This is a genomic window from Streptomyces sp. NPDC053750 (assembly GCF_044544295.1).
Classification (GTDB): domain Bacteria; phylum Actinomycetota; class Actinomycetes; order Streptomycetales; family Streptomycetaceae; genus Streptomyces.
Map to the genome: position 1 here is coordinate 1,093,951 of NZ_JBITXB010000001.1, position 22,909 is coordinate 1,116,859.

General features: G+C 72.6%; 19 protein-coding genes. 11 read left to right on the plus strand and 8 right to left on the minus strand.

The features are described 5' to 3' along the window. Positions 1-82: 82 nt before the first annotated feature. From ACIGO6_RS04875 to lgt, 8 genes are all read left to right on the plus strand, one after another. Positions 83-334: an HGxxPAAW family protein gene (locus tag ACIGO6_RS04875; RefSeq protein WP_399871270.1), complete on the plus strand. Its 252-nt coding sequence runs from the start codon at positions 83-85 to the stop codon at positions 332-334. A gap of 98 nt (positions 335-432) precedes the next feature. Further along, positions 433-942, plus strand: coding sequence for a DUF2752 domain-containing protein (locus tag ACIGO6_RS04880; RefSeq protein ID WP_399871273.1), 510 nt, complete (start codon positions 433-435; stop codon positions 940-942). Between the two features lie 117 nt (positions 943-1,059). Next, a complete protein-coding gene (gene trpC, locus ACIGO6_RS04885) occupies positions 1,060-1,869 on the plus strand; it encodes an indole-3-glycerol phosphate synthase TrpC (protein ID WP_399871276.1) in 810 nt (269 codons plus the stop codon). 20 nt (positions 1,870-1,889) lie between these two features. Continuing rightward, positions 1,890-2,084, plus strand: coding sequence for a tryptophan biosynthesis modulator TrpM (gene trpM / locus ACIGO6_RS04890; RefSeq protein ID WP_399871279.1), 195 nt, complete (start codon positions 1,890-1,892; stop codon positions 2,082-2,084). 113 nt (positions 2,085-2,197) lie between these two features. Further along, positions 2,198-3,481 (plus strand): tryptophan synthase subunit beta, encoded by a 1,284-nt coding sequence (trpB, locus tag ACIGO6_RS04895; RefSeq protein WP_399871282.1) that lies wholly within the window; start codon positions 2,198-2,200, stop codon positions 3,479-3,481. After that, positions 3,478-4,293 (plus strand): tryptophan synthase subunit alpha, encoded by an 816-nt coding sequence (gene trpA, locus ACIGO6_RS04900; protein ID WP_399871284.1) that lies wholly within the window; start codon positions 3,478-3,480, stop codon positions 4,291-4,293. Before trpB ends, trpA begins: the two co-directional genes overlap by 4 nt. A 97-nt stretch (positions 4,294-4,390) precedes the next feature. Beyond that, positions 4,391-5,164 carry a DsbA family protein gene (locus ACIGO6_RS04905; RefSeq protein ID WP_399871286.1) on the plus strand — a complete coding sequence of 258 codons (774 nt, stop codon included), beginning with the start codon at positions 4,391-4,393 and terminating at the stop codon, positions 5,162-5,164. A 121-nt stretch (positions 5,165-5,285) separates the two neighbouring features. Further along, on the plus strand, positions 5,286-6,287 hold the full coding sequence (gene lgt / locus ACIGO6_RS04910) for a prolipoprotein diacylglyceryl transferase (protein ID WP_399871289.1): 1,002 nt from the start codon (positions 5,286-5,288) through the stop codon (positions 6,285-6,287). 58 nt (positions 6,288-6,345) lie between these two features. Here the strand turns inward: lgt and ACIGO6_RS04915 are convergent, their stop codons facing one another. From ACIGO6_RS04915 to ACIGO6_RS04940, 6 genes are read right to left on the minus strand one after another with little or no spacing between them, the layout of a single operon-like run. Next, complete coding sequence (locus ACIGO6_RS04915; RefSeq protein ID WP_399871292.1) at positions 6,346-7,170, minus strand: HpcH/HpaI aldolase/citrate lyase family protein; 825 nt, start codon at positions 7,168-7,170, stop codon at positions 6,346-6,348. After that, complete coding sequence (locus tag ACIGO6_RS04920) at positions 7,167-8,387, minus strand: CaiB/BaiF CoA transferase family protein (RefSeq protein ID WP_399871294.1); 1,221 nt, start codon at positions 8,385-8,387, stop codon at positions 7,167-7,169. The genes ACIGO6_RS04915 and ACIGO6_RS04920 overlap by 4 nt, the downstream gene beginning before the upstream one ends. Continuing rightward, complete coding sequence (locus tag ACIGO6_RS04925) at positions 8,366-9,757, minus strand: ADP-ribosylglycohydrolase family protein (RefSeq protein WP_399871296.1); 1,392 nt, start codon at positions 9,755-9,757, stop codon at positions 8,366-8,368. The genes ACIGO6_RS04920 and ACIGO6_RS04925 overlap by 22 nt, the downstream gene beginning before the upstream one ends. After that, positions 9,745-10,920 (minus strand): ADP-ribosylglycohydrolase family protein, encoded by a 1,176-nt coding sequence (locus tag ACIGO6_RS04930; RefSeq protein ID WP_399871298.1) that lies wholly within the window; start codon positions 10,918-10,920, stop codon positions 9,745-9,747. The genes ACIGO6_RS04925 and ACIGO6_RS04930 overlap by 13 nt, the downstream gene beginning before the upstream one ends. After that, positions 10,917-12,191, minus strand: coding sequence for an ADP-ribosylglycohydrolase family protein (locus ACIGO6_RS04935; protein WP_399871300.1), 1,275 nt, complete (start codon positions 12,189-12,191; stop codon positions 10,917-10,919). The genes ACIGO6_RS04930 and ACIGO6_RS04935 overlap by 4 nt, the downstream gene beginning before the upstream one ends. Continuing rightward, positions 12,188-13,459, minus strand: coding sequence for an ADP-ribosylglycohydrolase family protein (locus ACIGO6_RS04940; protein ID WP_399871303.1), 1,272 nt, complete (start codon positions 13,457-13,459; stop codon positions 12,188-12,190). Before ACIGO6_RS04940 ends, ACIGO6_RS04935 begins: the two co-directional genes overlap by 4 nt. Positions 13,460-13,743: 284 nt before the next feature. Between ACIGO6_RS04940 and ACIGO6_RS04945 the strand changes: the two genes are divergently transcribed. The 3 genes from ACIGO6_RS04945 (at position 13,744) to ACIGO6_RS04955 (ending at position 20,900) form a co-directional block, all read left to right on the plus strand. Further along, the gene (locus tag ACIGO6_RS04945; protein ID WP_399871306.1) at positions 13,744-14,475 is read left to right on the plus strand and encodes a VIT1/CCC1 transporter family protein; all 732 of its coding nucleotides are present in this window, start codon (positions 13,744-13,746) and stop codon (positions 14,473-14,475) included. Between the two features lie 430 nt (positions 14,476-14,905). Further along, positions 14,906-19,444: a glutamate synthase large subunit gene (gene gltB / locus ACIGO6_RS04950; protein WP_399871640.1), complete on the plus strand. Its 4,539-nt coding sequence runs from the start codon at positions 14,906-14,908 to the stop codon at positions 19,442-19,444. Further along, positions 19,437-20,900 (plus strand): glutamate synthase subunit beta, encoded by a 1,464-nt coding sequence (locus ACIGO6_RS04955; RefSeq protein WP_399871309.1) that lies wholly within the window; start codon positions 19,437-19,439, stop codon positions 20,898-20,900. Before gltB ends, ACIGO6_RS04955 begins: the two co-directional genes overlap by 8 nt. Before the next feature lie 104 nt (positions 20,901-21,004). On the opposite strand, the gene ACIGO6_RS04960 is transcribed toward ACIGO6_RS04955, so the two are convergent. Together ACIGO6_RS04960 and ACIGO6_RS04965 are read right to left on the minus strand one after the other, a co-directional pair. Continuing rightward, positions 21,005-21,907, minus strand: a complete 903-nt coding sequence (locus ACIGO6_RS04960; RefSeq protein ID WP_399871311.1) for a chitosanase — start codon at positions 21,905-21,907, stop codon at positions 21,005-21,007. 13 nt (positions 21,908-21,920) lie between these two features. After that, positions 21,921-22,856, minus strand: coding sequence for a rhomboid family intramembrane serine protease (locus tag ACIGO6_RS04965; protein ID WP_399871314.1), 936 nt, complete (start codon positions 22,854-22,856; stop codon positions 21,921-21,923). Positions 22,857-22,909 lie beyond the last annotated feature (53 nt).

Sequence of the window (22,909 nt, forward strand, 5' to 3'; positions counted from 1 at the left end):
CGCTCATGGCGCGCGCGCCCGTGCGGGACAATGGGCACGAGCGTCCTGCTCAGACACGGCACACAGCAACGAGGAGCAAGCAATGGCGGGCAGCAGCCACGGTCACACCCCGGCCGCCTGGACCGGTGTCATCATCGCCTTCATCGGTTTCTGCATCGCGGGCATGTTCATGGTGGCGGCCCAGCCGGTCGGCTTCTGGGCGGGCATGGCGGTCGTGCTCCTCGGTGGCCTCGTGGGCGCCGTCATGCGCTCGATGGGTCTCGGCCAGCCGAAGCAGAACCACCCCGTGCACAAGGTCGCCGACGAGCGCGCCGCGGCCGGCGCCAAGGGCTGACGCCACCCGGCGATCACACACCGCGTCGTGAGGGGCGCGTCCGGCACCCAGGTACCGGACGCGCCCCTCATGTGCGGGTACGGACGGTGCGGGGCAGAATGCGGGTCGTGGACGCCCAGAGCCCGAACCCGACACCGAGCAGAACCGCATCCGTACCTGCACCCGCACCTGCTCCTGCATCCGCAGATGCACCCGCGCCCCCGTCCCGCACCTCGGCCGTCGCGCGGCTGGCCGTCCCCGCGGGCGTCCTCGCGGCCGTCGTCGGCGCCTTCGCGTACGTCGGGAGCGTGGACCCCAACGAGCCCGGCCACTACCCCGTCTGCCCCCTGCTGCGCTTCACCGGCCTGTACTGCCCCGGCTGCGGTGGCCTGCGCAGCGCCCACGCGTTCGTCCACGGCGACCTGCCGGCCGCGCTGCACGCCAACGCGCCTGCCGTACTCGGCTATCTGGGCTTCGCCGCGCTGTGGACCGTCTGGGTGGTCCGCGCGGTGCGCGGCCGGCCGTTGCGGATCGACCTCGGCCCGGTCCACCTCTGGACGCTGGGGACGTTGTTGCTGGTCTTCACGGTTGTCCGGAACCTGCCGTTCGGTGGCTGGCTCCTGCCTTGATCGCCCGACGAATGTCCAGGTAGTGGGACCGGCGTCAACCGGATGCGAGGCCCCCGCCCCGCTCCGGATACCATCAAAGTGACCACAGCTTCACCCGTCTGAAAGGGGGCCGCTCGCGTGAGTGTGCTCGACGAGATCATCGACGGAGTCCGTGCCGACCTCGCGGAGCGGCAGGCGCGCGTCAGCCTCGACGAGCTCAAGGAGCGCGCGGCCAAGGCTCGCCCCGCCAAGGACGGCGTGTCCGCACTGCGCGGCGACGGCGTCAAGGTGATCTGCGAGGTCAAGCGCTCCAGCCCGTCCAAGGGCGCGCTGGCGGCCATCGCCGACCCGGCCGGACTCGCCGCGGACTACGAGGCGGGCGGCGCCGCCGTCATCTCCGTCCTCACCGAGCAGCGCCGCTTCGGCGGCTCGCTGGCCGACCTGGAGGCCGTCCGCGCGCGCGTGGACATCCCGGTCCTGCGCAAGGACTTCATCGTCACCTCGTACCAGCTCTGGGAGGCACGCGCGTACGGCGCCGACCTCGTGCTGCTGATCGTCGCCGCCCTCGAACAGCCGGCCCTGGAGTCGCTGATCGAGCGCGCCGAGTCCATCGGTCTCACCCCGCTCGTCGAGGTGCACGACGAGGACGAGGTCGAGCGCGCGGTCGAGGCCGGCGCCAAGGTCATCGGCGTCAACGCGCGCAACCTGAAGACGCTCGAGGTCGACCGCGGCACCTTCGAACGGGTCGCCCCGGAGATCCCCGCGCACATCGTCAAGGTCGCCGAGTCCGGCGTCCGCGGCCCGCACGACCTCATCGCCTACGCCAACGAGGGCGCCGACGCCGTCCTGGTCGGCGAGTCCCTGGTCACCGGCCGCGACCCGAAGTCGGCGGTCTCCGACCTGGTGGCGGCGGGCGAACACCCGGCACTCCGGCACGGCCGCGGCTGACCCCCGGTAGGCTGATCCCGATGACCTCCCTGCTCACCCTGGCCACCAGGGACCCCTACGCGCGCCTGGCCCGCGGCTGCCGCCCACGCGGCTGCCGCGCCCCCGCCCGCCGGGTCCACGGCCGCAGGGTGCGGTACGTCATCGGTGATGAGCCGGGGCAGGTCAACGGCATGCGATGGCCTCAGCGCCCCGTAAGGGGCGCGGGGCTGTATTGAATCTGCGACTCCGTCGCGTGTGCGCGAGCAACCACGCACGGCCCGCAGCGGCCTGATCTCCCCCGCCCCCACGGCGAATCTGCCCGACCAGACACTCACCGTGAGGTACACGCATGCCCAGCAACTTCTTCATCCCCGACCCGGAGGGTCAAGTCCCCACCGCCGAGGGCTACTTCGGCGCGTTCGGGGGCAAGTTCATCCCCGAGGCCCTCGTCGCGGCGGTCGACGAGGTCGCCGTCGAGTACGACAAGGCCAAGTCCGACCCGGAGTTCGCCCGTGAGCTGGACGACCTCCTCGTCCACTACACCGGCCGCCCCTCGTCCCTCACCGAGGTCCCCCGTTTCGCCGCCGAGGCCGGCGGAGCCAGGATCTTCCTCAAGCGCGAGGACCTCAACCACACCGGCTCCCACAAGATCAACAACGTCCTCGGCCAGGCCCTGCTCACCAAGCGCATGGGCAAGACCCGCGTGATCGCCGAGACCGGTGCCGGCCAGCACGGCGTGGCGACGGCGACGGCCTGCGCGCTCTTCGGCCTCGACTGCACCATCTACATGGGTGAGATCGACACCCGGCGCCAGGCCCTCAACGTGGCCCGCATGCGCATGCTCGGCGCCGAGGTCATCGCCGTAAAGTCCGGCAGCCGCACGCTGAAGGACGCCATCAACGAGGCCTTCCGCGACTGGGTCGCCAACGTCGACCACACCCACTATCTGTTCGGCACCGTCGCCGGACCCCACCCCTTCCCGGCGATGGTGCGCGACTTCCACCGCGTCATCGGCGTCGAGGCCCGCCGCCAGCTGCTGGAGCAGGCCGGACGTCTCCCCGATGCCGCGATCGCCTGCGTCGGCGGCGGCTCCAACGCCATCGGCCTCTTCCACGCCTTCATCCCCGACGCGGACGTCCGCCTCATCGGCTGCGAGCCCGCCGGGCACGGCATCGAGACCGGCGAACACGCGGCCACCCTGAGCGCGGGCGAGCCGGGCATCCTGCACGGTTCCCGGTCCTACGTCCTCCAGGACGACGAGGGCCAGATCACCGAGCCGTACTCGATCTCGGCCGGTCTGGACTACCCGGGCATCGGCCCCGAGCACTCCTACCTCAAGGACTCCGGCCGCGGCGAGTACCGCGCGGTCACCGACGACGCCGCCATGCAGGCGCTGCGCCTGCTGTCGCGCACCGAGGGCATCATCCCGGCCATCGAGAGCGCCCACGCGCTGGCCGGCGCCCTGGAGGTCGGCCGGGAGCTGGGCAAGGACGGGCTGATCGTCGTCAACCTGTCCGGCCGCGGCGACAAGGACATGGACACCGCGGCCCGCTACTTCGGGCTGTACGACACCGACGCCGAGGTCGCCGCCGACGAGGCCGGCACCGCCGAGATCGAGGGGGACGCCAAGTGAGCGGGAACGTGCAGCTGCTGGACGAGACCCTCGCCGCGGCGAAGTCCGAGGGCCGCGCCGCCCTCATCGCCTACCTCCCGGCCGGCTTCCCGACCGTGGACGGCGGCATCGAGGCGATCAAGGCCGTGCTCGACGGCGGCGCCGACGTCGTCGAGGTGGGCCTGCCGCACAGCGACCCGGTCCTCGACGGCCCGGTCATCCAGACCGCCGACGACATCGCCCTGCGCGGTGGCGTGAAGATCGCCGACGTGATGCGCACCGTCCGCGAGACGCACGCGGCCACCGGCAAGCCGATCCTCGTCATGACGTACTGGAACCCCATCGACCGCTACGGCGTCGAGCGCTTCACCGCCGAGCTCGCCGAGGCGGGCGGCGCCGGGTGCATCCTGCCCGACCTGCCGGTCCAGGAGTCGGCGCTGTGGCGGGAGCACGCGGACAAGCACGGGCTCGCCACGGTCTTCGTGGTCGCGCCCAGCAGCAAGGACGCGCGGCTCGCCGAGATCACCGCGGCCGGCAGCGGCTTCGTCTACGCCGCCTCCCTCATGGGCGTCACCGGCACCCGTGAGTCGGTCGGCGCGCAGGCCGAGGACCTGGTGCGGCGCACCCGCGCCACCACCGACATCCCGGTCTGCGTCGGACTCGGTGTCTCCAACGCCGCTCAGGCCGCCGAGGTCGCCGGCTTCGCCGACGGCGTGATCGTCGGCTCGGCGTTCGTCAAGCGCATGCTCGACGCCACCGACGACGCGGCCGGCCTCGAGGGCGTCCGCGCGCTCGCCGCCGACCTGGCGAAGGGCATGCGCGGACAGGCGTAGGCGGGACGTCACAGCAGGTAAGTCATACGGGTCCCTCGTACGGGTGGACCTGGGGCCGGGGAGGCGCGGTGCGCCTCCCCGGTTCGTTCTGCGGGGTGTGAGCGAGAAGAACCGAGAGGGAAAGCGCACCGCCCGTCAGAAGCTGGCGGCCGAGCGCGAGAAGCAGAAGTCCCGGGACAAGCGCCGGCGCGCACTGATCGTCGGGGCGAGCGTGGTCTGCGTCCTGGGGCTCGCGGCGGTGATCGGCGTGGTCGCCGCCAACGCGGGCAAGGACGACGGCAGCGAGGAGGCCGGCCCGGTCGTGGCGCCCTCGGGCGCGCAGGGCAAGGACGGCCTCGCGATCCCCGTCGGCAAGGAGAGCGCCAAGTCGACGCTCGTCATCTGGGAGGACTTCCGCTGCCCAGCCTGCAAGGGCTTCGAGCTGGCGTACCGCGACACGATCCACGAGCTCACCGACGCCGGCAAGCTCAAGGTCGAGTACCACCTGGCGACGATCATCGACGGCAACATGGGCGGCACCGGCTCCCGCAAGGCGGCCAACGCCGCGGCCTGCGCCCAGGACGCCGGCAAGTTCACCGCGTACCACGACGTGCTGTACGACAACCAGCCGCCGGAGAGCGACGACGCCTTCGCCGACGAGGACAAGCTGCTCGAGCTGGCGCGCAAGGTCGACGGCCTCGACACGGCCCCGTTCCAGGAGTGCGTGAAGGACGGAAAGCACAACAGCTGGGTGGAGAAGTCCAACAAGGCGTTCCTCGGCGGCGGCTTCAGCGGCACGCCGACCGTGCTGCTGGACGGCAAGAACGTCTACAAGGACCAGTCCATGACCCCGGCCAAGCTGAAGAAGATGGTGGAGGACGCCAACAAGTAGGACGCCGACACGGAGGACGGCGGCGGGGCGTCCGCGGGGGCGCTCTCCGCCCGCCCGTTACGGACCCGTAGCCGGGCTGCCCGCCGCGGGTCCCGTCCGACACGGTAGCGTCGACCCTGCCATGGAACTTGCCTTCATTCCCAGCCCGTCGCGCGGGGTGCTGCACCTCGGTCCCATCCCGCTGCGCGGCTACGCGTTCTGCATCATCATCGGCGTCTTCGTTGCCGTCTGGCTCGGCAACAAGCGCTGGATCGCCCGGGGCGGGCGGGCCGGCACGGTGGCCGACATCGCAGTCTGGGCCGTTCCCTTCGGTCTGATCGGCGGCCGGCTCTACCACGTGATCACGGACTACCAGCTGTACTTCAGCGAGGGCCGTGACTGGGTCGACGCCTTCAAGATCTGGGAGGGCGGCCTCGGAATCTGGGGCGCGATCGCGTTCGGCGCGGTCGGCGCCTGGATCGGCGCCCGGCGCCGGGGCGTCCCGATGCCCGCGTACGCCGACGCCGTCGCCCCCGGCATCGCCCTCGCCCAGGCCATCGGCCGCTGGGGCAACTGGTTCAACCAGGAGCTGTACGGCAAGGCGACCGACCTGCCCTGGGCCGTGGAGATCACCTCGTCGGCCGACGGCCGGGTGCCGGGCACGTACCACCCGACGTTCCTCTACGAGTCGCTGTGGTGCATCGGCGTGGCCCTGCTGGTCATCTGGGCCGACCGCCGCTTCAAGCTCGGCCACGGGCGCGCCTTCGCGCTCTACGTCGCCGCGTACTGCGCGGGCCGGTTCTGGATCGAGTACATGCGCGTCGACGACGCCCACCACATCCTGGGCCTCAGGCTGAACAACTGGACCGCGCTCTTCGTGTTCCTGCTCGCCGTGGTGTACATCGTGCTCTCGGCGCGGATGCGGCCGGGCCGGGAGGCCGTGGTCGAGCCGGGTGCGGAGGCCCCCGGCGGTGAGGCCGGGGACGACGACGCGAAGGATGCCGCGGGCTCCGAGGTCGAGGACGCCGACACGGAGTCCAAGGACGCCGACACCGGATCCGAGGGCGCCGGGGACGGCACCGTGAGGTTCGAGAAGGACGTGGAGGACGTGAAGGACGGTGCCGACTCGGCCAAGAAGGGCTGACGGACCGCCGTACGTCACCGAGGGCGCCCGGAGCGAATCCGGGCGCCCTCGGCGTGTGTCAGGACAGGGTGGGTCGCCGGGCCAGCGAAAGGGTGCGCTGCGCCGTCGCCACCACCGCCGCGTCGACGAACCGGCCGTCCGGCAGTGCCAGGGCACCAGGCTGTGCAGTGGCCGCCTTGACGATCGTCTCCGCCTCCTCCAGCTCCCGCTCGGTGGGCAGATACGCCCGCTCGATGATCGTCAGCTGGCGGGGGTGGATCGCCGCCCGGCCGAGGAAGCCCAGGGCGCGGCCGTGGGCGCAGGACGCCGCCAGGCCTTCCAGGTCCCGGGTGTCCGGATGCACCGTCTGCGTCGGCGGCGCCAGCCCCGCCGCCCGCGCGGCCACGATCACGCGCGAGCGCGACCAGTCCAGGCCCGGGTCGCCGCGTACGCCCAGGTCGGCGCGGAGGTCCGCCTCGCCGAGGGCGATGCCGCGCAGCGCGGGGTGTGCGGCGGCGATCGAGTACGCGCGCTCCACGCCCAGGGCGGTTTCCAGGAGCGCGTACAGCGGCGGTCCGCCGGTGGCCTCCGCGACACCGGCGACCTGCTCGGGCGAGGTCACCTTGGGCAGCCGCAGCCCGGACAGCCCCGGCAGCGCGGCCAGCGCGGCCAGGTCCGCCGCCGCGAGCGGGCCGTCCAGGGCGTTGACGCGGACGTGGACCGGCACCGGCTGCGGCTCGGTGAGCAGCTCGGCCGTGGCCTCGCGGGCGTACTCCTTGCGGTCCGGGGCGACCGCGTCCTCCAGGTCGATCACGACGACGTCGGCCCCGGCGGCCAGCGCCTTGGCGACCACCCGGGGCCGGTCCCCGGGGGCGTACAGCCAGGTCAGCGGGGGTGCGGTCATACGACGCCCTCCTCGCGCAGCTCCTTCACGTCCGCCGGGGTGAGCCCCAGCTCGGTCAGCACCTCCTCGGTGTCCGCGCCGTGCGGTCGGCCCGCCCAGCGGATCGCGCCCGGGGTCGCGGAGAGCCGGAAGAGGACGTTCTGCATCCGCAGCGGGCCCAGCTCGGGATCGTCGACGGTGGTGACCGTGTCCAGGGCCTGGTACTGCGGGTCGGTCATCACGTCCCGTACGTCCTGGACCGGGGCGACGGCCGCCTCCGCCTTCTCGAAGGCGGCGAGCACGTCGGCGCGGGTGTGGCGGGCGATCCAGTCGCCGACCGCCGCGTCCAGCACGTCGGAGTGCCGGGCCCGGTCGGCGCCCGTGGCGAACCACGGCTCGTCGATCAGCTCCGGTCGGCCCACCAGGCGCATCACACGCTCGGCGACCGACTGGGCCGAGGTGGAGACGGCGACCCAGGTGCCGTCGGCGGTGCTGTAGGTGTTGCGCGGGGCGTTGTTCTGGGAGCGGTTGCCGGTGCGCGGCTGGACGTGGCCGAGCTGGTCGTACCAGATCGGCTGCGGGCCCAGCACGGTCAGGATCGGCTCGATGATCGCCATGTCGACGACCTGGCCCTCGCCGGTGCGCTCGCGGGCGGCCAGCGCGGTCATCACGGCGTACGCCGTCGCCAGGGCGGCGATCGAGTCCGCGAGGCCGAACGGGGGCAGCGTCGGGGGTGCGTCCGGCTCACCCGTCATCGCGGCGAAGCCGCTCATGGCCTCGGCGAGGGTGCCGAAGCCGGGGCGGCGCGCGTACGGGCCGAACTGGCCGAAGCCGGTGACCCGGGTGAGGACCAGGCGCGGGTTGACGGCGGACAGCTCGTCCCAGCCCAGGTCCCATTTCTCCAGGGTGCCCGGGCGGAAGTTCTCGACGACGACGTCCGCGGTCGCGGCGAGACGGAGCAGGGTGGTGCGGCCGGCGGGTTTCGACAGGTCCATGGTGATCGTGCGCTTGTTGCGGCCCAGCAGCTTCCACCACAGGCCGACGCCGTCCTTGGAGGGCCCGTGGCCCCGGGAGGGGTCGGGGCGGGTGGGGTGCTCGACCTTGACGACCTCGGCGCCGAAGTCGCCGAGCATGGTGGCGGCGAGGGGGCCCGCGAAGAGGGTGGCGAGGTCGAGGACGCGCAGCCCGGCCAGCGGCGCCGGTGCCGGCGCGGGGGTCATGAGCGGGGGTGGGGGCATGGGCGGGTGGCCTCCGTGTGGGTGAGGTGGGCGAGGGTGTCGAAGCCGGTGCCGTCGAAGTCGCCGACCGAGGTGGCCAGACGGTTCTTCAGCGGGGCGGTCCAGTGCTCGGGCAGCGCGGCGGGTGAACCGGCGAGCAGACCGGCGATGCTGCCGGCGGTGGCGCCGTTGGAGTCGGTGTCCCAGCCCCCCGACACGGCACGGGAGACCGAGCCGGTGAAGTCGCCGTCCGCGTGGGTGAGGGCGGCGGCGATCAGGGCGGTGTTGGGGACGGCGTGGACCCAGTGGTGGGTGGGGGAGTACCGGGCGTGGAGCTCGTCCACGACGGTGTCGAAGTCGTCGTACGCCCGGGCGAGTCGCACCGCATGGCGGACGGCTTCGGCGAGCCGGGAGGCGGGCGGGACGACCGTGAGGCCGCTGTGCAGACAGGCGTGGACGTCGTGGGTTCCGGTGGCCGCGGTGGCGATGGCGGCCGCGGTGAACATCGCGGCGTAGACGCCGTTGGCGGTGTGGGTGAGGGCCGCGTCGCGGTGGGCCTGCTCGGCCGCGGCGGCCGGGTCACCGGGGTTGGTCCAGCCGTGGACGTCGGCGCGGATCAGGGCGCCGATCCACTCGCGGAAGGGGTTGCGGTGGCGGGCGGTGCCCGGGGGTTCGAAGCCGGACAGGAGGTTGCGGTAGGCGACGCGTTCGGCGGTGAAGGCGCGGCCGGCGGGGAGTTCGTCGAGCCAGACGCGGGCGACGTCGGCCGTGGTGAAGGCCTTGCCGTGGCGTTGGAGGAGCAGCAGGTTCAGGAGGGGGTAGTTGAGATCGTCGTCCTCCGGCATGCCGTCGATGTTCTCGACGAGGGAGGTGGTCGCGGAGCGGCGGTTCCAGGGGTATGCGGTGATGAGGTCCGGGGGGAGGCCCCGGGCCGTGAAGTACGTGGTCGGGGGCCAGTTGCCGGTGGCTCGCGCGAGGCGGCGGATGCCTTCCAGCGGGAGTTTCTCGACCGGCTTGCCCAGCAGGCAGCCGGCGGCTCTGCCGAGCCAGGCGGCCTCCAGGCGGGGAACGGCCGTCCTCGCGAGCGGTGCTTCGTCCGGGGGCCGGATCGGCCAGTTCGGGCACAGGGCTCTGATGCTCGCCAGGTCCGTCGGTTCCACGGCCGTCAACGGGCTGGGCAGCCGGGCCAGTTCGTCCAGCAGCTCCTCCGCGAGCAGCCGCAGGTACGGGGAGGCCGGCTCGGCGGACGTGCCCGCCCGGGCGGGGGCCTCGCAGCCGCCCGCCGCCCGCCAGCGGGCCGCGACCGCCGACGGGTCGCGGCCGTCCTGGGCCGCCTGGCGCAGCTCGTGGCCGAGCAGGTCCTCGGGCTGCACCCAGGTCAGTCGGAGCATCCCGCGCCTCCGATCGCGGTGAACGCCCGCTCGTGGGCGCGGCGCCGCTCCACGTCCCGCTCGAAGACCTCGCGGGCCACCGCGGTGAGTGTCGCGGCCGGTTCCCAGAGGTCCAGGCGGCTCGCCTCCGCGACCGTCTTCGCCCAGTCCTCCGGGACCGGCGAGCCCAGCGCCCCGGCCAGCGCGCCCGCCATCGTGGCGACGGAGTCGCAGTCGCGGCCGTAGTTGACCGCGCCGAGGACCGCGTGCCGGTAGTCGCCGCCGGCGACCAGCAGCAGGCCCAGGGCGACGGGGAGTTCCTCGATCGCGTGCAGGCGGGACGGGCGGCGGGCGCCCAGGGAGGGCGCGCGGTAGTCGGGGCCCACCGTGTCGTACGGGGCCACCGCCTCCCGCAGCGGTGCGAGGGCCGACTCGAAGTCCGAGTGCCGGGAGGCCACTTCGCAGACCGCCTCGATCGCCGCCCGGGTGCCGTCCTTCGCGAGGGACAGACAGGCGGTCACCACCGAGTCCGGCGTCGCCCCGGGGGCGCACGCCGCGGCCACCGCCGCCGCGAGGACTCCGGCCGCCTCGCGGCCGTACGACGACTGGTGCGCGCCCGCGACGTCCAGCGCCTCGGCGTACGCCCTCGCCGGGTGGGCGGCGTTGACCAGGCCGACCGGGGCCATGTACATCGCGGCGCCGCAGTTGACGATGTTGCCGGTGCCCGCCTCGCGCGGGTCCACGTGGCCGTAGTGGATCCGGGCCACCAGCCACTTCTCCGCGAGGAAGATCCGCTGGAGGGGGAGCGCCTCGGCCTCCAGTTCCGGGATCCAGCGCGGGGTCGTCATCAGGTCCGGGACCAGGTGCTCGGCGACGGCGTAGGCGTCGAGGTGGTCGCGGACCGTGCCGTACACCCGTACCAGGGCGTGGGTCATCAGGGTGTCGTCGGTGACGTGGCCGTCGCCCTTGTGGTACGGCGCGACGGGGCGGGCCGTGCGCCAGGCGTCGCCGTTCCAGGGGCCGACGATGCCGTGGACACGGCCGCCGTGGCGTTCGAGGATCTGCTCGGGGGAGTAGCCCTCCACCGGGCCGCCGAGCGCGTCGCCGACGGCCGCGCCGACGAGGGCGCCGGAGATGCGGTCCTCGAGACTCGCCGTGCCGTTCTCCGGTGTGCTGGGTGTCATGTCGTGTCGCGCCCTTCGGGTCGGGACGGTTGGGTGGCGTCCAGGAGTCCGGCCAGCTCCACCAGGTCGGTGCCGGTGAGCCGGGGCAGTACGCAGCCGGGGAGCGTGCGGCACGTGTCCCGCCAGGGGCCGGGGATCGACGCGCCGCCGCCCAGGGCGCCGGTGAGGGCGCCCGCCAGGGCCGGGGCCGAGTCCGCGACGCGGGACAGGCAGGCCGCCGCCGGTACCGCCTCCGCGATCCGGCCGCGGGCGGCGGTGGCCAGGGCGAGGGCGACCGGGACGGTCTCGGCGGCGGCGATGCCGTAGCTGTAGACGTGGTCGACGATGCGGTGCTCCAGCAGTGGGACCAGGGCGAAGGTGCTCTCCGCCGCCGCGGCCAGGGCGAGGGCCTGCCGGGCGTTGCGCCCGATCTCCGTCTCCGCGGGGAGCTCGGCGAGCGCGGCCGTCACACAGGTCCGTACGTCGGTGCCGTCGAGCGCGCACGCCAGTGCCGCCGCCATGGCCCGGGCGCCGTGCACGCCGTCGCCGTCCTGGGTGTAGCGGGCGTCGAACTCGGCGAGGTCGGCGGCGAGCCGCGGCGCGCCGGGGTGGGCGACGGCGAGGACGCAGGCCCGCACGCAGGCGGCGTCGTCGAAGTAGTGCGGGTTGTCGTGGCCGGTGGCGGGCGGGCGCAGGCCGGTGGCGAGGTTGCCGAGCCCCGCCCGTACCGAGATGCGGGCCCGCAGCGGCAGGACCGCCGACTCGGTCTCCGGGGCGCGTTCGGTCGCCTCGGCCACCTCGCTGGCGACGGCGTTCCAGGTCAGGTCGATCGCGGCCCGCATCCGGCGTTCCCGGCTCAGGTCCCTGAGCGCGCTGTCGTCCCCGGCCCGCAGCACCGCCTCCGCCGCGAACGCCGCCCACTCGGCGTCGTCGGAGGGGCCGAGACGCAGCGGTTCGGGGGGCTGGTTCAGGGCGATGGGGACGGGGAGGGTGGTGGTGGCGTTCTGTTCGGCGAAGGTGTCCAGTTCGCGGGTGAGCCGGCGCGTCCACTCGGGCATCCGGGCGGCCCGGTGCCGGGCGGCGGGCCAGCCGGCGGCGTCCCCGGCGGCGAGGCCGAGGAGGAGGCCCTCGATGCGGTCGGACCGCGTTGCGGTGCGGGGCGGCGTCGCGGCTGCGGTCTCGGGCCCCGCCCGGTGCCGGCTTCCGGCGGACGCGGCCTCCTCCCGCACGCCGGGCGCGGCGACGTACGCCGTGGTGGCCGGTTCCTCACCGACGGGACGAGCCCTGCTCACGGCCCCACCTCCGGCACGGAGGCGCCGCGCCGCGCCTGACTCGGGTCCGCTGGGGGTGGGTTGCCCTGTGCGGGGTTTTCGCCCGCCGGGTGCCTCTCACCCCGTACGGGGCTCTCGCCCGCCGCAGGCGCCTCGCACACCGATGGCGTCCTCCCTGCCACTCCTCGCGTCCTCCCCGCCACCCACTGCGTCCGCCCCGTCACCTCCTGCGTTCTCCCCGTCACCTCCTGCGCCGTCGGCGACGCCCCCTCCCGCGTCGTCGCCTCCTCCTCCGCCGCCCGGGTCAGCAGGTCCGCCACCTCCAGTACGTGGTGGCCGGACATGGCCGGCAGACAGGTGCCGCGGGCCGGGCCGATCGCCGACGCCCACTCGGCCGGGATGGCGCGGGCGCCCCGGGTCGCGCCGGCCAGGGCGCCGGCCACCGCCGCCGTGGTGTCGGCGTCGCGGCCCATGTTGACGGCCGTCAGCACCGCGTCGGTGAAGTCGCCGTCCGCTGCCGCGTACGCGCCGAAGGCGAGGGCGACCGCCTCGGGAGCGAGGTCGGTCCAGGGGTAGCCGCCGATGACCACCGCGGAGCGGACGGCACGTTCGCCGTGGTGGGCCGCCGTCATGGCGCGGCGCAGACAGCGGGCGGTCCACGAGTCGTCCGGGACGGCGGCCAGGGCGGAGGCCACGACCGCGACGGCCGGCGCGCCCGCCATCGCCGCCGCGACTCCCGCCGCCACCGCCTGGCCGCCGTAGATGCCCTCGCCGTCGTGGCTGACCGAGCCGTCGATCGCGACCAGCCGGGCCGCCTCGGCGGGACGGCCCGCCGCGAACACGCCGTAGGGCGCGGCCCGCATGGCCAGGCCGTCGCTCCAGGCGTGGCGGTGCTGCGCGGAGATGGGGGCGGCGAGGCCGCGGCGCAGGTTCTCCAGGGTGCCGCGTTCGCTGAAGCCCGCGCCGCGGAACGGGCCCTCCTCCCGGTCCGCGATCCACTCGTGCCAGGCCGTCTCGACATGGGCCGGCGTGAGCGCGGAGCCGTACCGGGCCAGCAGCAGGCCCGAGAAGATCGCGTACTCGGTGTCGTCGGTGCCGGCCGGCCGTTCGGCCACGTAACCCGTGATACGCCCCCAGCGGGCGCGGATCTCGGAGGGCTTCAGGTTCTCGGCCGGCGCCCCGAGGGCGTCCCCGACGGCCAGTCCGAGCAGCGCGCCCCGGGCCCGTTCGCGGAGCCCGACGGCGTCTCCGGGCGCGGGGGCCGGGGGGATGCAGGCGGTGGATGCCATGCGGCCTCTCCTCTCCCTTTGCGCATCTGTCCCCGGCGCGGTGCGCCCCGCAGCATCACGGGCCTCAGCGTCACCCGGTCGACATATGTGCAGCCAAGATCACGGATGAGCGCCGGAGGGTAAAACCGCAGGTAAGCCCAGCCTTTCCTTGCTGGCAACGCGGAAATGATCGGCGTAGATTGGGCGTTGTTAAAAACTGGAACGGATCCAAAGTAGGGCTCGGAGCAGAGATCCGAAGCAGGGATCCGCAGGAGCCCGACCCACCCAGCCTCCGGGGGACCCGCATGGCCATCATCGAAACCGAGGCGCCGCTCCACGAGGCGCACCGTGACAACCACACGCACCGCGACGTGAACGGCGGCTGGCTGCGCCCCGCCGTCTTCGGCGCGATGGACGGCCTGGTCTCCAACCTCGCCCTGATGACCGGCGTCGCCGGCGGCGCCGTCGGCCAGCAGACCGTCGTGCTCAGCGGGCTGGCCGGCCTGGCCGCCGGTGCCTTCTCCATGGCCGCCGGCGAGTACACCTCCGTCGCCTCGCAGCGCGAGCTCGTCGAGGCCGAGCTGGACGTGGAGCGCCGGGAGCTGCGCAAGCACCCGGCGGACGAGGAGGCCGAGCTGGCCGCGCTCTACGAGGCGCGGGGCGTCGAGCCGGACCTCGCGCGCGAGGTGGCCCGCCAGCTGTCCCGCGACCCCGAGCAGGCCCTGGAGATACACGCCCGCGAGGAACTGGGCATCGACCCCGGCGATCTGCCGTCGCCGCTGGTCGCGGCCGTGTCGTCGTTCGGCTCCTTCGCGCTGGGCGCCCTGCTGCCCGTCCTGCCGTTCCTGCTCGGCGCCAGTGCGCTGTGGCCCGCGGTGCTGCTCGCGCTCGTCGGGCTGTTCCTGTGCGGCGCGGTGGTCGCCAAGGTGACTGCGCGCAGCTGGTGGTACAGCGGGCTGCGGCAGCTCGCCCTCGGTGGCGCGGCGGCCGGTGTGACGTACGTCCTGGGCAGTCTGTTCGGAACGGCCGTAGGATAGTGAGGCTTGGACTTATGCGTCGGACCGCATAAGTAGCCGTTACTCGCTGGTTTCGAGTGCGTGATACCCGGGCATGAGCCGTAAGCGCTGTGGGCAATGACGCCTGCTGCGCACTCGCGGAGTGAGCGACGGCGCCTACTCCGCCCCCTTCGGGCCGACGGACATCGATCTGTCCGCTTCGGTCTCCATAGCTTCCACCGCCGGGTGCGGTACCCCGCCGCAACCCCCCGGTGTCCGCATGTTGGAACGGATTATCCCGGTTTCCGAGAACCGCTCCATCATGTAACCTGCACGAAATTTTGCACCCCACGCAGAGGGCCAACGTCGTCCCTCGGCACTTTGCACATGCCAGATGACGACGACGGGAGAGCCGATGCGTACGCCGCGCCAGCCGTCCCAGCACTCCGCGAATGGCCGGAACTGGTCCTTCATGGATGCTCGCCCTGCTGCGCAGGGTATGTACGACCCCCGCAACGAGCACGACGCCTGCGGCGTCGGTTTCGTCGCCACTCTCACCGGCGAGGCGTCCCACACCCTGGTCGATCAGGCGCTCACCGTGCTGCGCAACCTCGAGCACCGCGGCGCCACCGGCTCCGAGCCCGACTCGGGCGACGGTGCGGGCATCCTCTCCCAGGTGCCGGACGCCTTCTTCCGCGAGGTGGCCGGATTCGAACTGCCCGAGGCCGGGGCGTACGCCGTCGGCATCGCCTTCCTGCCGGGGGACGGCACCGAGGACGCCGTCTCGCAGATCGAGACGATCGCGACCGAGGAGGGCCTCACCGTCCTCGGCTGGCGCGAGGTTCCGGTCGCCCCGCAGCTGCTGGGTGCCACCGCCCGCTCGACCATGCCGGTCTTCCGTCAGATCTTCGTGACGGACGGCGCCTCCCAGGGCATCGCCCTCGACCGCCACGCCTTCGCGCTGCGCAAGCGCGCCGAGCGCGAGGCCGGCGTGTACTTCCCGTCGCTGTCCGCGCGGACCATCGTCTACAAGGGCATGCTGACCACCGGCCAGCTGGAGCCCTTCTTCCCGGACCTGTCCGACCGCCGCTTCGCCTCCGCGATCGCGCTCGTGCACTCCCGGTTCTCCACCAACACCTTCCCGAGCTGGCCGCTCGCCCACCCGTACCGCTTCGTCGCGCACAACGGCGAGATCAACACGGTCAAGGGCAACCGCAACTGGATGCGCGCCCGCGAGTCCCAGCTGGTCTCGGACGTCTTCGGTTCGTCCTCCGACCTGGACCGGCTGTTCCCGGTCTGCACGCCGGACGCCTCCGACTCCGCCTCCTTCGACGAGGTCCTGGAGCTGCTGCACCTCGGCGGGCGCTCGCTGCCGCACTCCGTGCTGATGATGATCCCGGAGGCGTGGGAGAACCACGACTCCATGGACCCGGCCCGGCGTGCCTTCTACCAGTTCCACTCCACGATGATGGAGCCCTGGGACGGCCCCGCCTGCGTCACCTTCACCGACGGCACCCAGGTCGGCGCCGTGCTCGACCGCAACGGTCTGCGCCCCGGCCGCTACTGGGTCACCGACGACGGCCTCGTCGTCCTCGGCTCCGAGGTCGGCGTCCTCGACATCGACCCCGCGAAGGTCGTCCGCAAGGGCCGCCTGCAGCCCGGCCGCATGTTCCTCGTGGACACCGCCGAGCACCGCATCATCGAGGACGACGAGATCAAGGCGCAGCTCGCCGCCGAGCAGCCCTACGCCGAGTGGCTGGAAGCCGGCGAGATCGAGCTGTCCGACCTGCCCGAGCGTGAGCACATCGTGCACACCCACGCCTCGGTCACCCGCCGCCAGCAGACCTTCGGGTACACCGAGGAGGAGCTGCGCGTCATCCTCGCGCCGATGGCCAAGGCCGGTGCCGAGCCGATCGGCTCCATGGGCACCGACTCGCCGATCGCCGCGCTCTCCGAGCGCCCCCGGCTGCTCTTCGACTACTTCACCCAGCTCTTCGCCCAGGTCACCAACCCGCCGTTGGACGCCATCCGCGAGGAACTGGTCACCTCCCTGCGCTCCTCGCTGGGCCCGCAGGGCAACCTGCTCGACCCGACGGCCGCCTCCTGCCGCAGCGTCCTGCTGCCCTTCCCGGTCATCGACAACGACGAGCTGGCCAAGCTCATCCACATCAACGCCGACGGCGACATGCCCGGCTTCAAGGCCGCGACCCTCTCCGGCCTGTACCGGGTGCACGGCGGCGGCGACGCCCTCGCCGCGCGCATAGAGGAGATCTGCGCCGAGACCGACGCCGCCATCGAGAACGGCGCCCGGCTGATCGTCCTCTCCGACCGCCACTCGGACGCCGAGCACGCGCCGATCCCGTCGCTGCTGCTCACCGCGGCCGTCCATCACCACCTCATCCGCACCAAGCAGCGCACCGAGGTGGGCCTGCTGGTCGAGGCCGGCGACGTCCGCGAGGTCCACCACGTTGCCCTGCTCATCGGCTACGGCGCCGCCGCGGTCAACCCGTACCTGGCCATGGAGTCCGTCGAGGACCTGGTCCGCGCGGGCACCTTCCTGCCCGGCATCGAGCCCGAGAAGGCCATCCGGAACCTGATCTACGCCCTCGGCAAGGGCGTCCTCAAGGTCATGTCCAAGATGGGCATCTCCACCGTCGCCTCCTACCGCGGCGCCCAGGTCTTCGAGGCCGTCGGCCTGGACGAGGGCTTCGTCGAGAAGTACTTCAACGGCACCGCCACCAAGATCGGCGGCGTCGGCATCGACGTCATCGCCCAGGAGGTCGCCGCCCGCCACGCCAAGGCGTACCCGGCCAGCGGCATCGCGCCCGCCCACCGCGCCCTGGAGATCGGCGGCGAGTACCAGTGGCGCCGCGAGGGCGAACCGCACCTGTTCGACCCGGAGACGGTCTTCCGCCTCCAGCACTCGACGCGCTCCGGCAAGTACGAGACCTTCAAGAAGTACACCGAGCGGGTCAACGAGCAGTCCGAGCGCCTGATGACGCTGCGCGGCCTGTTCGGTTTCAAGAGCGACCGGCAGCCGATCTCCGTCGACGAGGTCGAGCCCGTCTCCGAGATCGTCAAGCGCTTCTCCACCGGCGCCATGTCGTACGGCTCCATCTCCCAGGAGGCGCACGAGACCCTCGCCATCGCCATGAACCAGCTGGGCGGCAAGTCCAACACCGGTGAGGGCGGCGAGGACCCGGAGCGCCTGTACGACCCGGCGCGCCGGTCGTCCATCAAGCAGGTGGCGTCGGGCCGCTTCGGCGTGACCTCCGAGTACCTGGTCAACGCGGACGACATCCAGATCAAGATGGCCCAGGGCGCCAAGCCCGGCGAGGGCGGCCAGCTGCCCGGCCACAAGGTGTACCCGTGGGTCGCCAAGACCCGGCACTCGACGCCGGGCGTGGGGCTGATCTCCCCGCCGCCGCACCACGACATCTACTCCATCGAGGACCTGGCCCAGCTGATCCACGACCTGAAGAACGCGAACCCGCAGGCGCGGATTCACGTCAAGCTGGTCTCCGAGGTCGGCGTCGGCACGGTCGCGGCGGGTGTGTCGAAGGCGCACGCGGACGTGGTGCTCATCTCCGGCCACGACGGCGGCACGGGCGCGTCCCCGCTCACGTCCCTCAAGCACGCCGGCGGTCCCTGGGAGCTCGGCCTCGCCGAGACCCAGCAGACCCTGCTGCTCAACGGCCTGCGCGACCGGATCGTCGTCCAGACCGACGGCCAGCTCAAGACCGGCCGCGACGTCGTCATCGCCGCGCTGCTCGGCGCCGAGGAGTTCGGTTTCGCGACCGCGCCGCTCGTCGTCTCCGGCTGCGTCATGATGCGCGTCTGCCACCTGGACACCTGCCCGGTCGGCATCGCCACCCAGAACCCGGTGCTGCGCGACCGGTTCTCCGGCAAGGCCGAGTACATCGTGAACTTCTTCCAGTTCATCGCCGAAGAAGTCCGAGAGATCCTCGCCGAGCTGGGCTTCCGCTCCATCGAGGAGGCCGTCGGTCACGCCGAGGCCCTCGACGTGACCCGCGCCGTCAACCACTGGAAGGCGCAGGGCCTGGACCTGGAGCCGCTGTTCCACGTGCCCGAGCTGCCCGAGGGCGCGGTGCGCCACCAGGTCGTCGGCCAGGACCACGGCCTGGAGAAGGCGCTCGACAACGAGCTGATCAAGCTCGCCGCCGACGCGCTGGCCGCCACGGACGCCACCGACGCCGGGCCGGTCCGCGCCCAGGTCGCGATCCGCAACATCAACCGCACGGTCGGCACCATGCTCGGCCACGAGGTGACCAAGAAGTTCGGCGGCGCGGGCCTGCCCGACGACACCGTCGACATCACCTTCACCGGCTCCGCCGGCCAGTCCTTCGGCGCCTTCGTCCCCCGCGGCATCACGCTGCGCCTGGAGGGCGACGCCAACGACTACGTCGGCAAGGGCCTCTCCGGCGGCCGTATCGTCGTCCGCCCGGACCGGGGCGCCGACCACCTCGCCGAGTACTCCACCATCGCCGGCAACACCATCGGCTACGGCGCCACCGGCGGCGAGATGTTCCTGCGCGGCAAGGTCGGCGAGCGCTTCTGCGTCCGCAACTCCGGAGCGACGGTCGTCTCCGAGGGCGTCGGCGACCACGGCTGCGAGTACATGACCGGCGGCCACGCGGTCGTCCTCGGCGAGACCGGGCGCAACTTCGCGGCCGGCATGTCCGGCGGCATCGCCTACGTCGTCGACCTCGACCGCGACAACGTCAACGTCGGCAACCTGGACGCCGTCCAGGCCCTGGACGACGCCGACAAGGACTGGCTGCACGACGTGGTGCGCCGCCACGCCGAGGAGACCGGCTCCACGGTCGCCGAGAAGCTGCTCGCCGACTGGTCCACCGCCGTGGAGCGCTTCAGCAAGATCATCCCCAGCACGTACAAGGCAGTGCTCGCCGCCAAGGACGCCGCCGAGCGAGCCGGTCTCTCCGAGACCGAGATCACCGAGAAGATGATGGAGGCGGCGACCAATGGCTGATCCCAAGGGCTTTCTGAACCACGGACGCGAGGTCGCCAGGACCCGCCCCGTCGAGGAGCGCGTCAAGGACTGGAACGAGGTCTACGTCCCCGGCTCCCTGCTGCCGATCATCAGCAAGCAGGCCAGCCGGTGCATGGACTGCGGCATCCCGTTCTGCCACAACGGCTGCCCGCTCGGGAACCTGATCCCCGAGTGGAACGACTACGCCTACCGCGAGGACTGGCAGGCCGCGCAGGAGCGCCTGCACGCCACCAACAACTTCCCGGAGTTCACCGGCCGCCTGTGCCCGGCTCCGTGCGAGTCGGCGTGCGTGCTCGGCATCAACCAGCCGGCGGTCACCATCAAGAACGTCGAGGTCTCGATCATCGACAAGGCGTGGGAGACCGGGGACGTCGCCCCGCAGATCCCCGAGCGCCTGTCCGGCAAGACCGTCGCCGTCATCGGCTCGGGCCCGGCGGGTCTCGCCGCCGCCCAGCAGCTGACCCGCGCCGGTCACACGGTCGCCGTCTACGAGCGCGCGGACCGCATCGGAGGCCTCCTCCGGTACGGCATCCCCGAGTTCAAGATGGAGAAGCGGCACATCAACCGCCGTATCGAGCAGATGCGCGCGGAGGGCACCCGCTTCCGCACCGGCGTCGAGATCGGCCGCGACCTGAAGGCCACCGACCTGAAGAAGCGCTACGACGCCGTCGTCATCGCCGCCGGTGCCACCACCGCCCGCGACCTGCCGGTCCCCGGCCGCGAGCTCAAGGGCGTCTACCAGGCGATGGAGTACCTGCCCCTGGCCAACAAGGTCCAGGAGGGCGACTACGTGGCGCCCCCGATCTCCGCCGAGGGCAAGCACGTCGTCGTCATCGGCGGCGGCGACACCGGCGCCGACTGCGTGGGCACCGCCCACCGCCAGGGCGCGGCCTCGGTGACGCAGCTGGAGATCATGCCCCGGCCGGGCGAGGAGCGGAACCCGGTCGCGCAGCCGTGGCCGACCTTCCCGATGCTCTACAAGGTCACCAGCGCCCACGAGGAGGGCGGCGAGCGGGTCTACTCCGTCTCCACCACCCACTTCGAGGGCGACGAGGACGGCAACGTCCAGTGGCTGCACCTGACCGAGGTCGAGTTCGTCGACGGCAGGCTCACCCCGAAGCCGGGCACCGAGCGCAAGATCCCGGCCCAGCTGGTCACCCTCGCCATGGGCTTCACCGGCACCGACCGGGAGAACGGTCTGGTCGACCAGTTCGGCCTGGAGCTCGACGAACGCGGTAACATCGCTCGCGACGCCGACTTCCAGACCAACGTGCCGGGTGTGTTCGTCGCCGGTGACGCCGGCCGCGGCCAGTCGCTCATCGTCTGGGCGATCGCCGAGGGCCGCTCGGCCGCGCGCGGCGCCGACCGCTTCCTGACCGGGGCCAGCGACCTGCCGGCCCCGATCCGCCCGACGGACCGCGCCCTCGCGGTCTGACGGACGGAACAACCGAAGAACGTCCCGTACAAAGGCGTACGGAACACTGACGGCGCCTGCCCCGTCCCCGACCGGACAAAGGGCAGGCGCCGTCGCATGCGCGTTTACGGCAGCCGGTACGTGTCCCCGTACATCTCCCACACCAGCGGCGTGTCGAGCTTCATGTTCCCCGCCTTCAGGAACCGCCGCTGTGCCGTGTCGACCCGGGAGGTGTCGATGCCCGGCCGCTTGGCCCGCATCGCCTCGCGGCGCACGTCCAGGAACGCCTCCAGATAGGCCTTCTCGGCGCCGCCCTGGCCCGGCGTCCTCGCCTTCTCCATGGCCCGCTCCCGCAGCCCGTAGAAGCCCTCCGCGCCGATGTCGGGACCGTGGAAGACCATCGCGTCGAAGTAGACGAACTGGCCCAGCGTGCCGAGGCCGTCCAGCTTGGCGAGGCGGACCGCCGGCTCGAAGTACACGCGGTCGCGCTCCTCCTCCTGCGCCTTGCGGAACGCCGGGAGCTCCGCCTCCGCCTGCCAGGCGGCCGTGAAGCCGGGGTCCAGGCCCTCGTGGGAGTCGCTGCCGTCCACCTCGCGCAGGGCGGGCAGGTACGTCGCCAGGCCGTTGTCCGGATGCGCCTTCGTGTAGCGCTCGACCAGCATCAGCAGGTCGTGCGTGCCGGTGCAGAAGCCGATGATGCCCGCCGTGTAGCCGCACCCGTCGCCGAGGTCCTCGATCGTGCCGTACGAGGTGCGCCACTTCGTGGTCGAGTTCTCGGCGCTGGACACCAGCTGCTGCGCCAGTTCCTTCTTCGCCGGCGCGGCCAGCCCCGGCGGCAGGTCGGCGATCAGCGCGTCGTCCGCCGCCCGCTCCTCCTCCGCCCGGCTCTTGGCGTCCTCACGGGAGGACTGGGCGGTGGCCGTGGGCGGCGTCACCGGAGCGTTCGCCGAGTCCGTGGGCATGACGAAGTACACCCCCGTCGCGATCACGGGAACGGCCGCGAGGAGCAGCACACCGGCACGTTTCATCGGGGAATACCTCTCATAGGGAAATGCCTCCGCCTGTCAGTTCCGTCACCCTGCTCACCGCCGCGACCGCCAGCAGCGCCAACAGGCCGGCACACACACCCGCCTGCACCGCCACCCGGCGCCCGTCCCGGGGCGCGTACGCGAACGCCGACGCCACCGCGCCGCCCGCCAGCAGTCCGCCCAGGTGCCCCTGCCAGGAGGTGAACCCGGCGGACACCACCAGCCACAACAGCAGGACGACCATGAAACGGTTGACCGCGGCCATGTCCGCGCCCAGCCGGCGGTGCAGGACGTAGTACGCCGCCCCCACGCCGAAGATCGCCCCCGACGCGCCGACCGAGGACTGCCCGGGGTCGGCCAGGACCAGCACCAGTACGGAACCGCCCAGCGCCGACACCAGGTACAGGACCACGAAGCGGAGCCGGCCGAGCATCAGCTCCACCACACGCCCCAGCTGCCACAGCGCCACCATGTTCATCGTGATGTGCAGGAAACCGAAGGCGCCCTCGAACGGCGACACATGGAGGAAGGCGCTGGTGAGCATCCGCTCCCACTCACCACCGGCCACGCCTTCCGTCCGGAGCGTCCCGAGGACGAAATACGCCCCGTCGGCGGGCAGGTGACCGCCGTCCGGGCCGACCAGCCGCGCACCGACCATGGAGAACCGGTCCACGATCTCCGGCCGCACCACCTCGGCCAGGTACGCGAGCACGTTCAGCGCGAACAGCACGTATGTCACCACGGGCGTCGCCGAGACCCGGCCGCCCGCGATGGTCCGGGCCTGCCGGACCGACCGCGCCCCCTCCTTCAGGCACTCGGGGCACTGGTGACCGACAGGAGCCCCACGCATGCAGTCCGGGCAGATGAACCGCTCGCAGCGGACGCAGCGGACATGGCACTCCACCGCCGGATGGCGGTAGCAGGTCGTGACGGTGGACTCGGGATCCACGCCGGCTCCTCGGGACGGGACGGACGGTGAGCCGGTGGGGACGGCGGCGAACA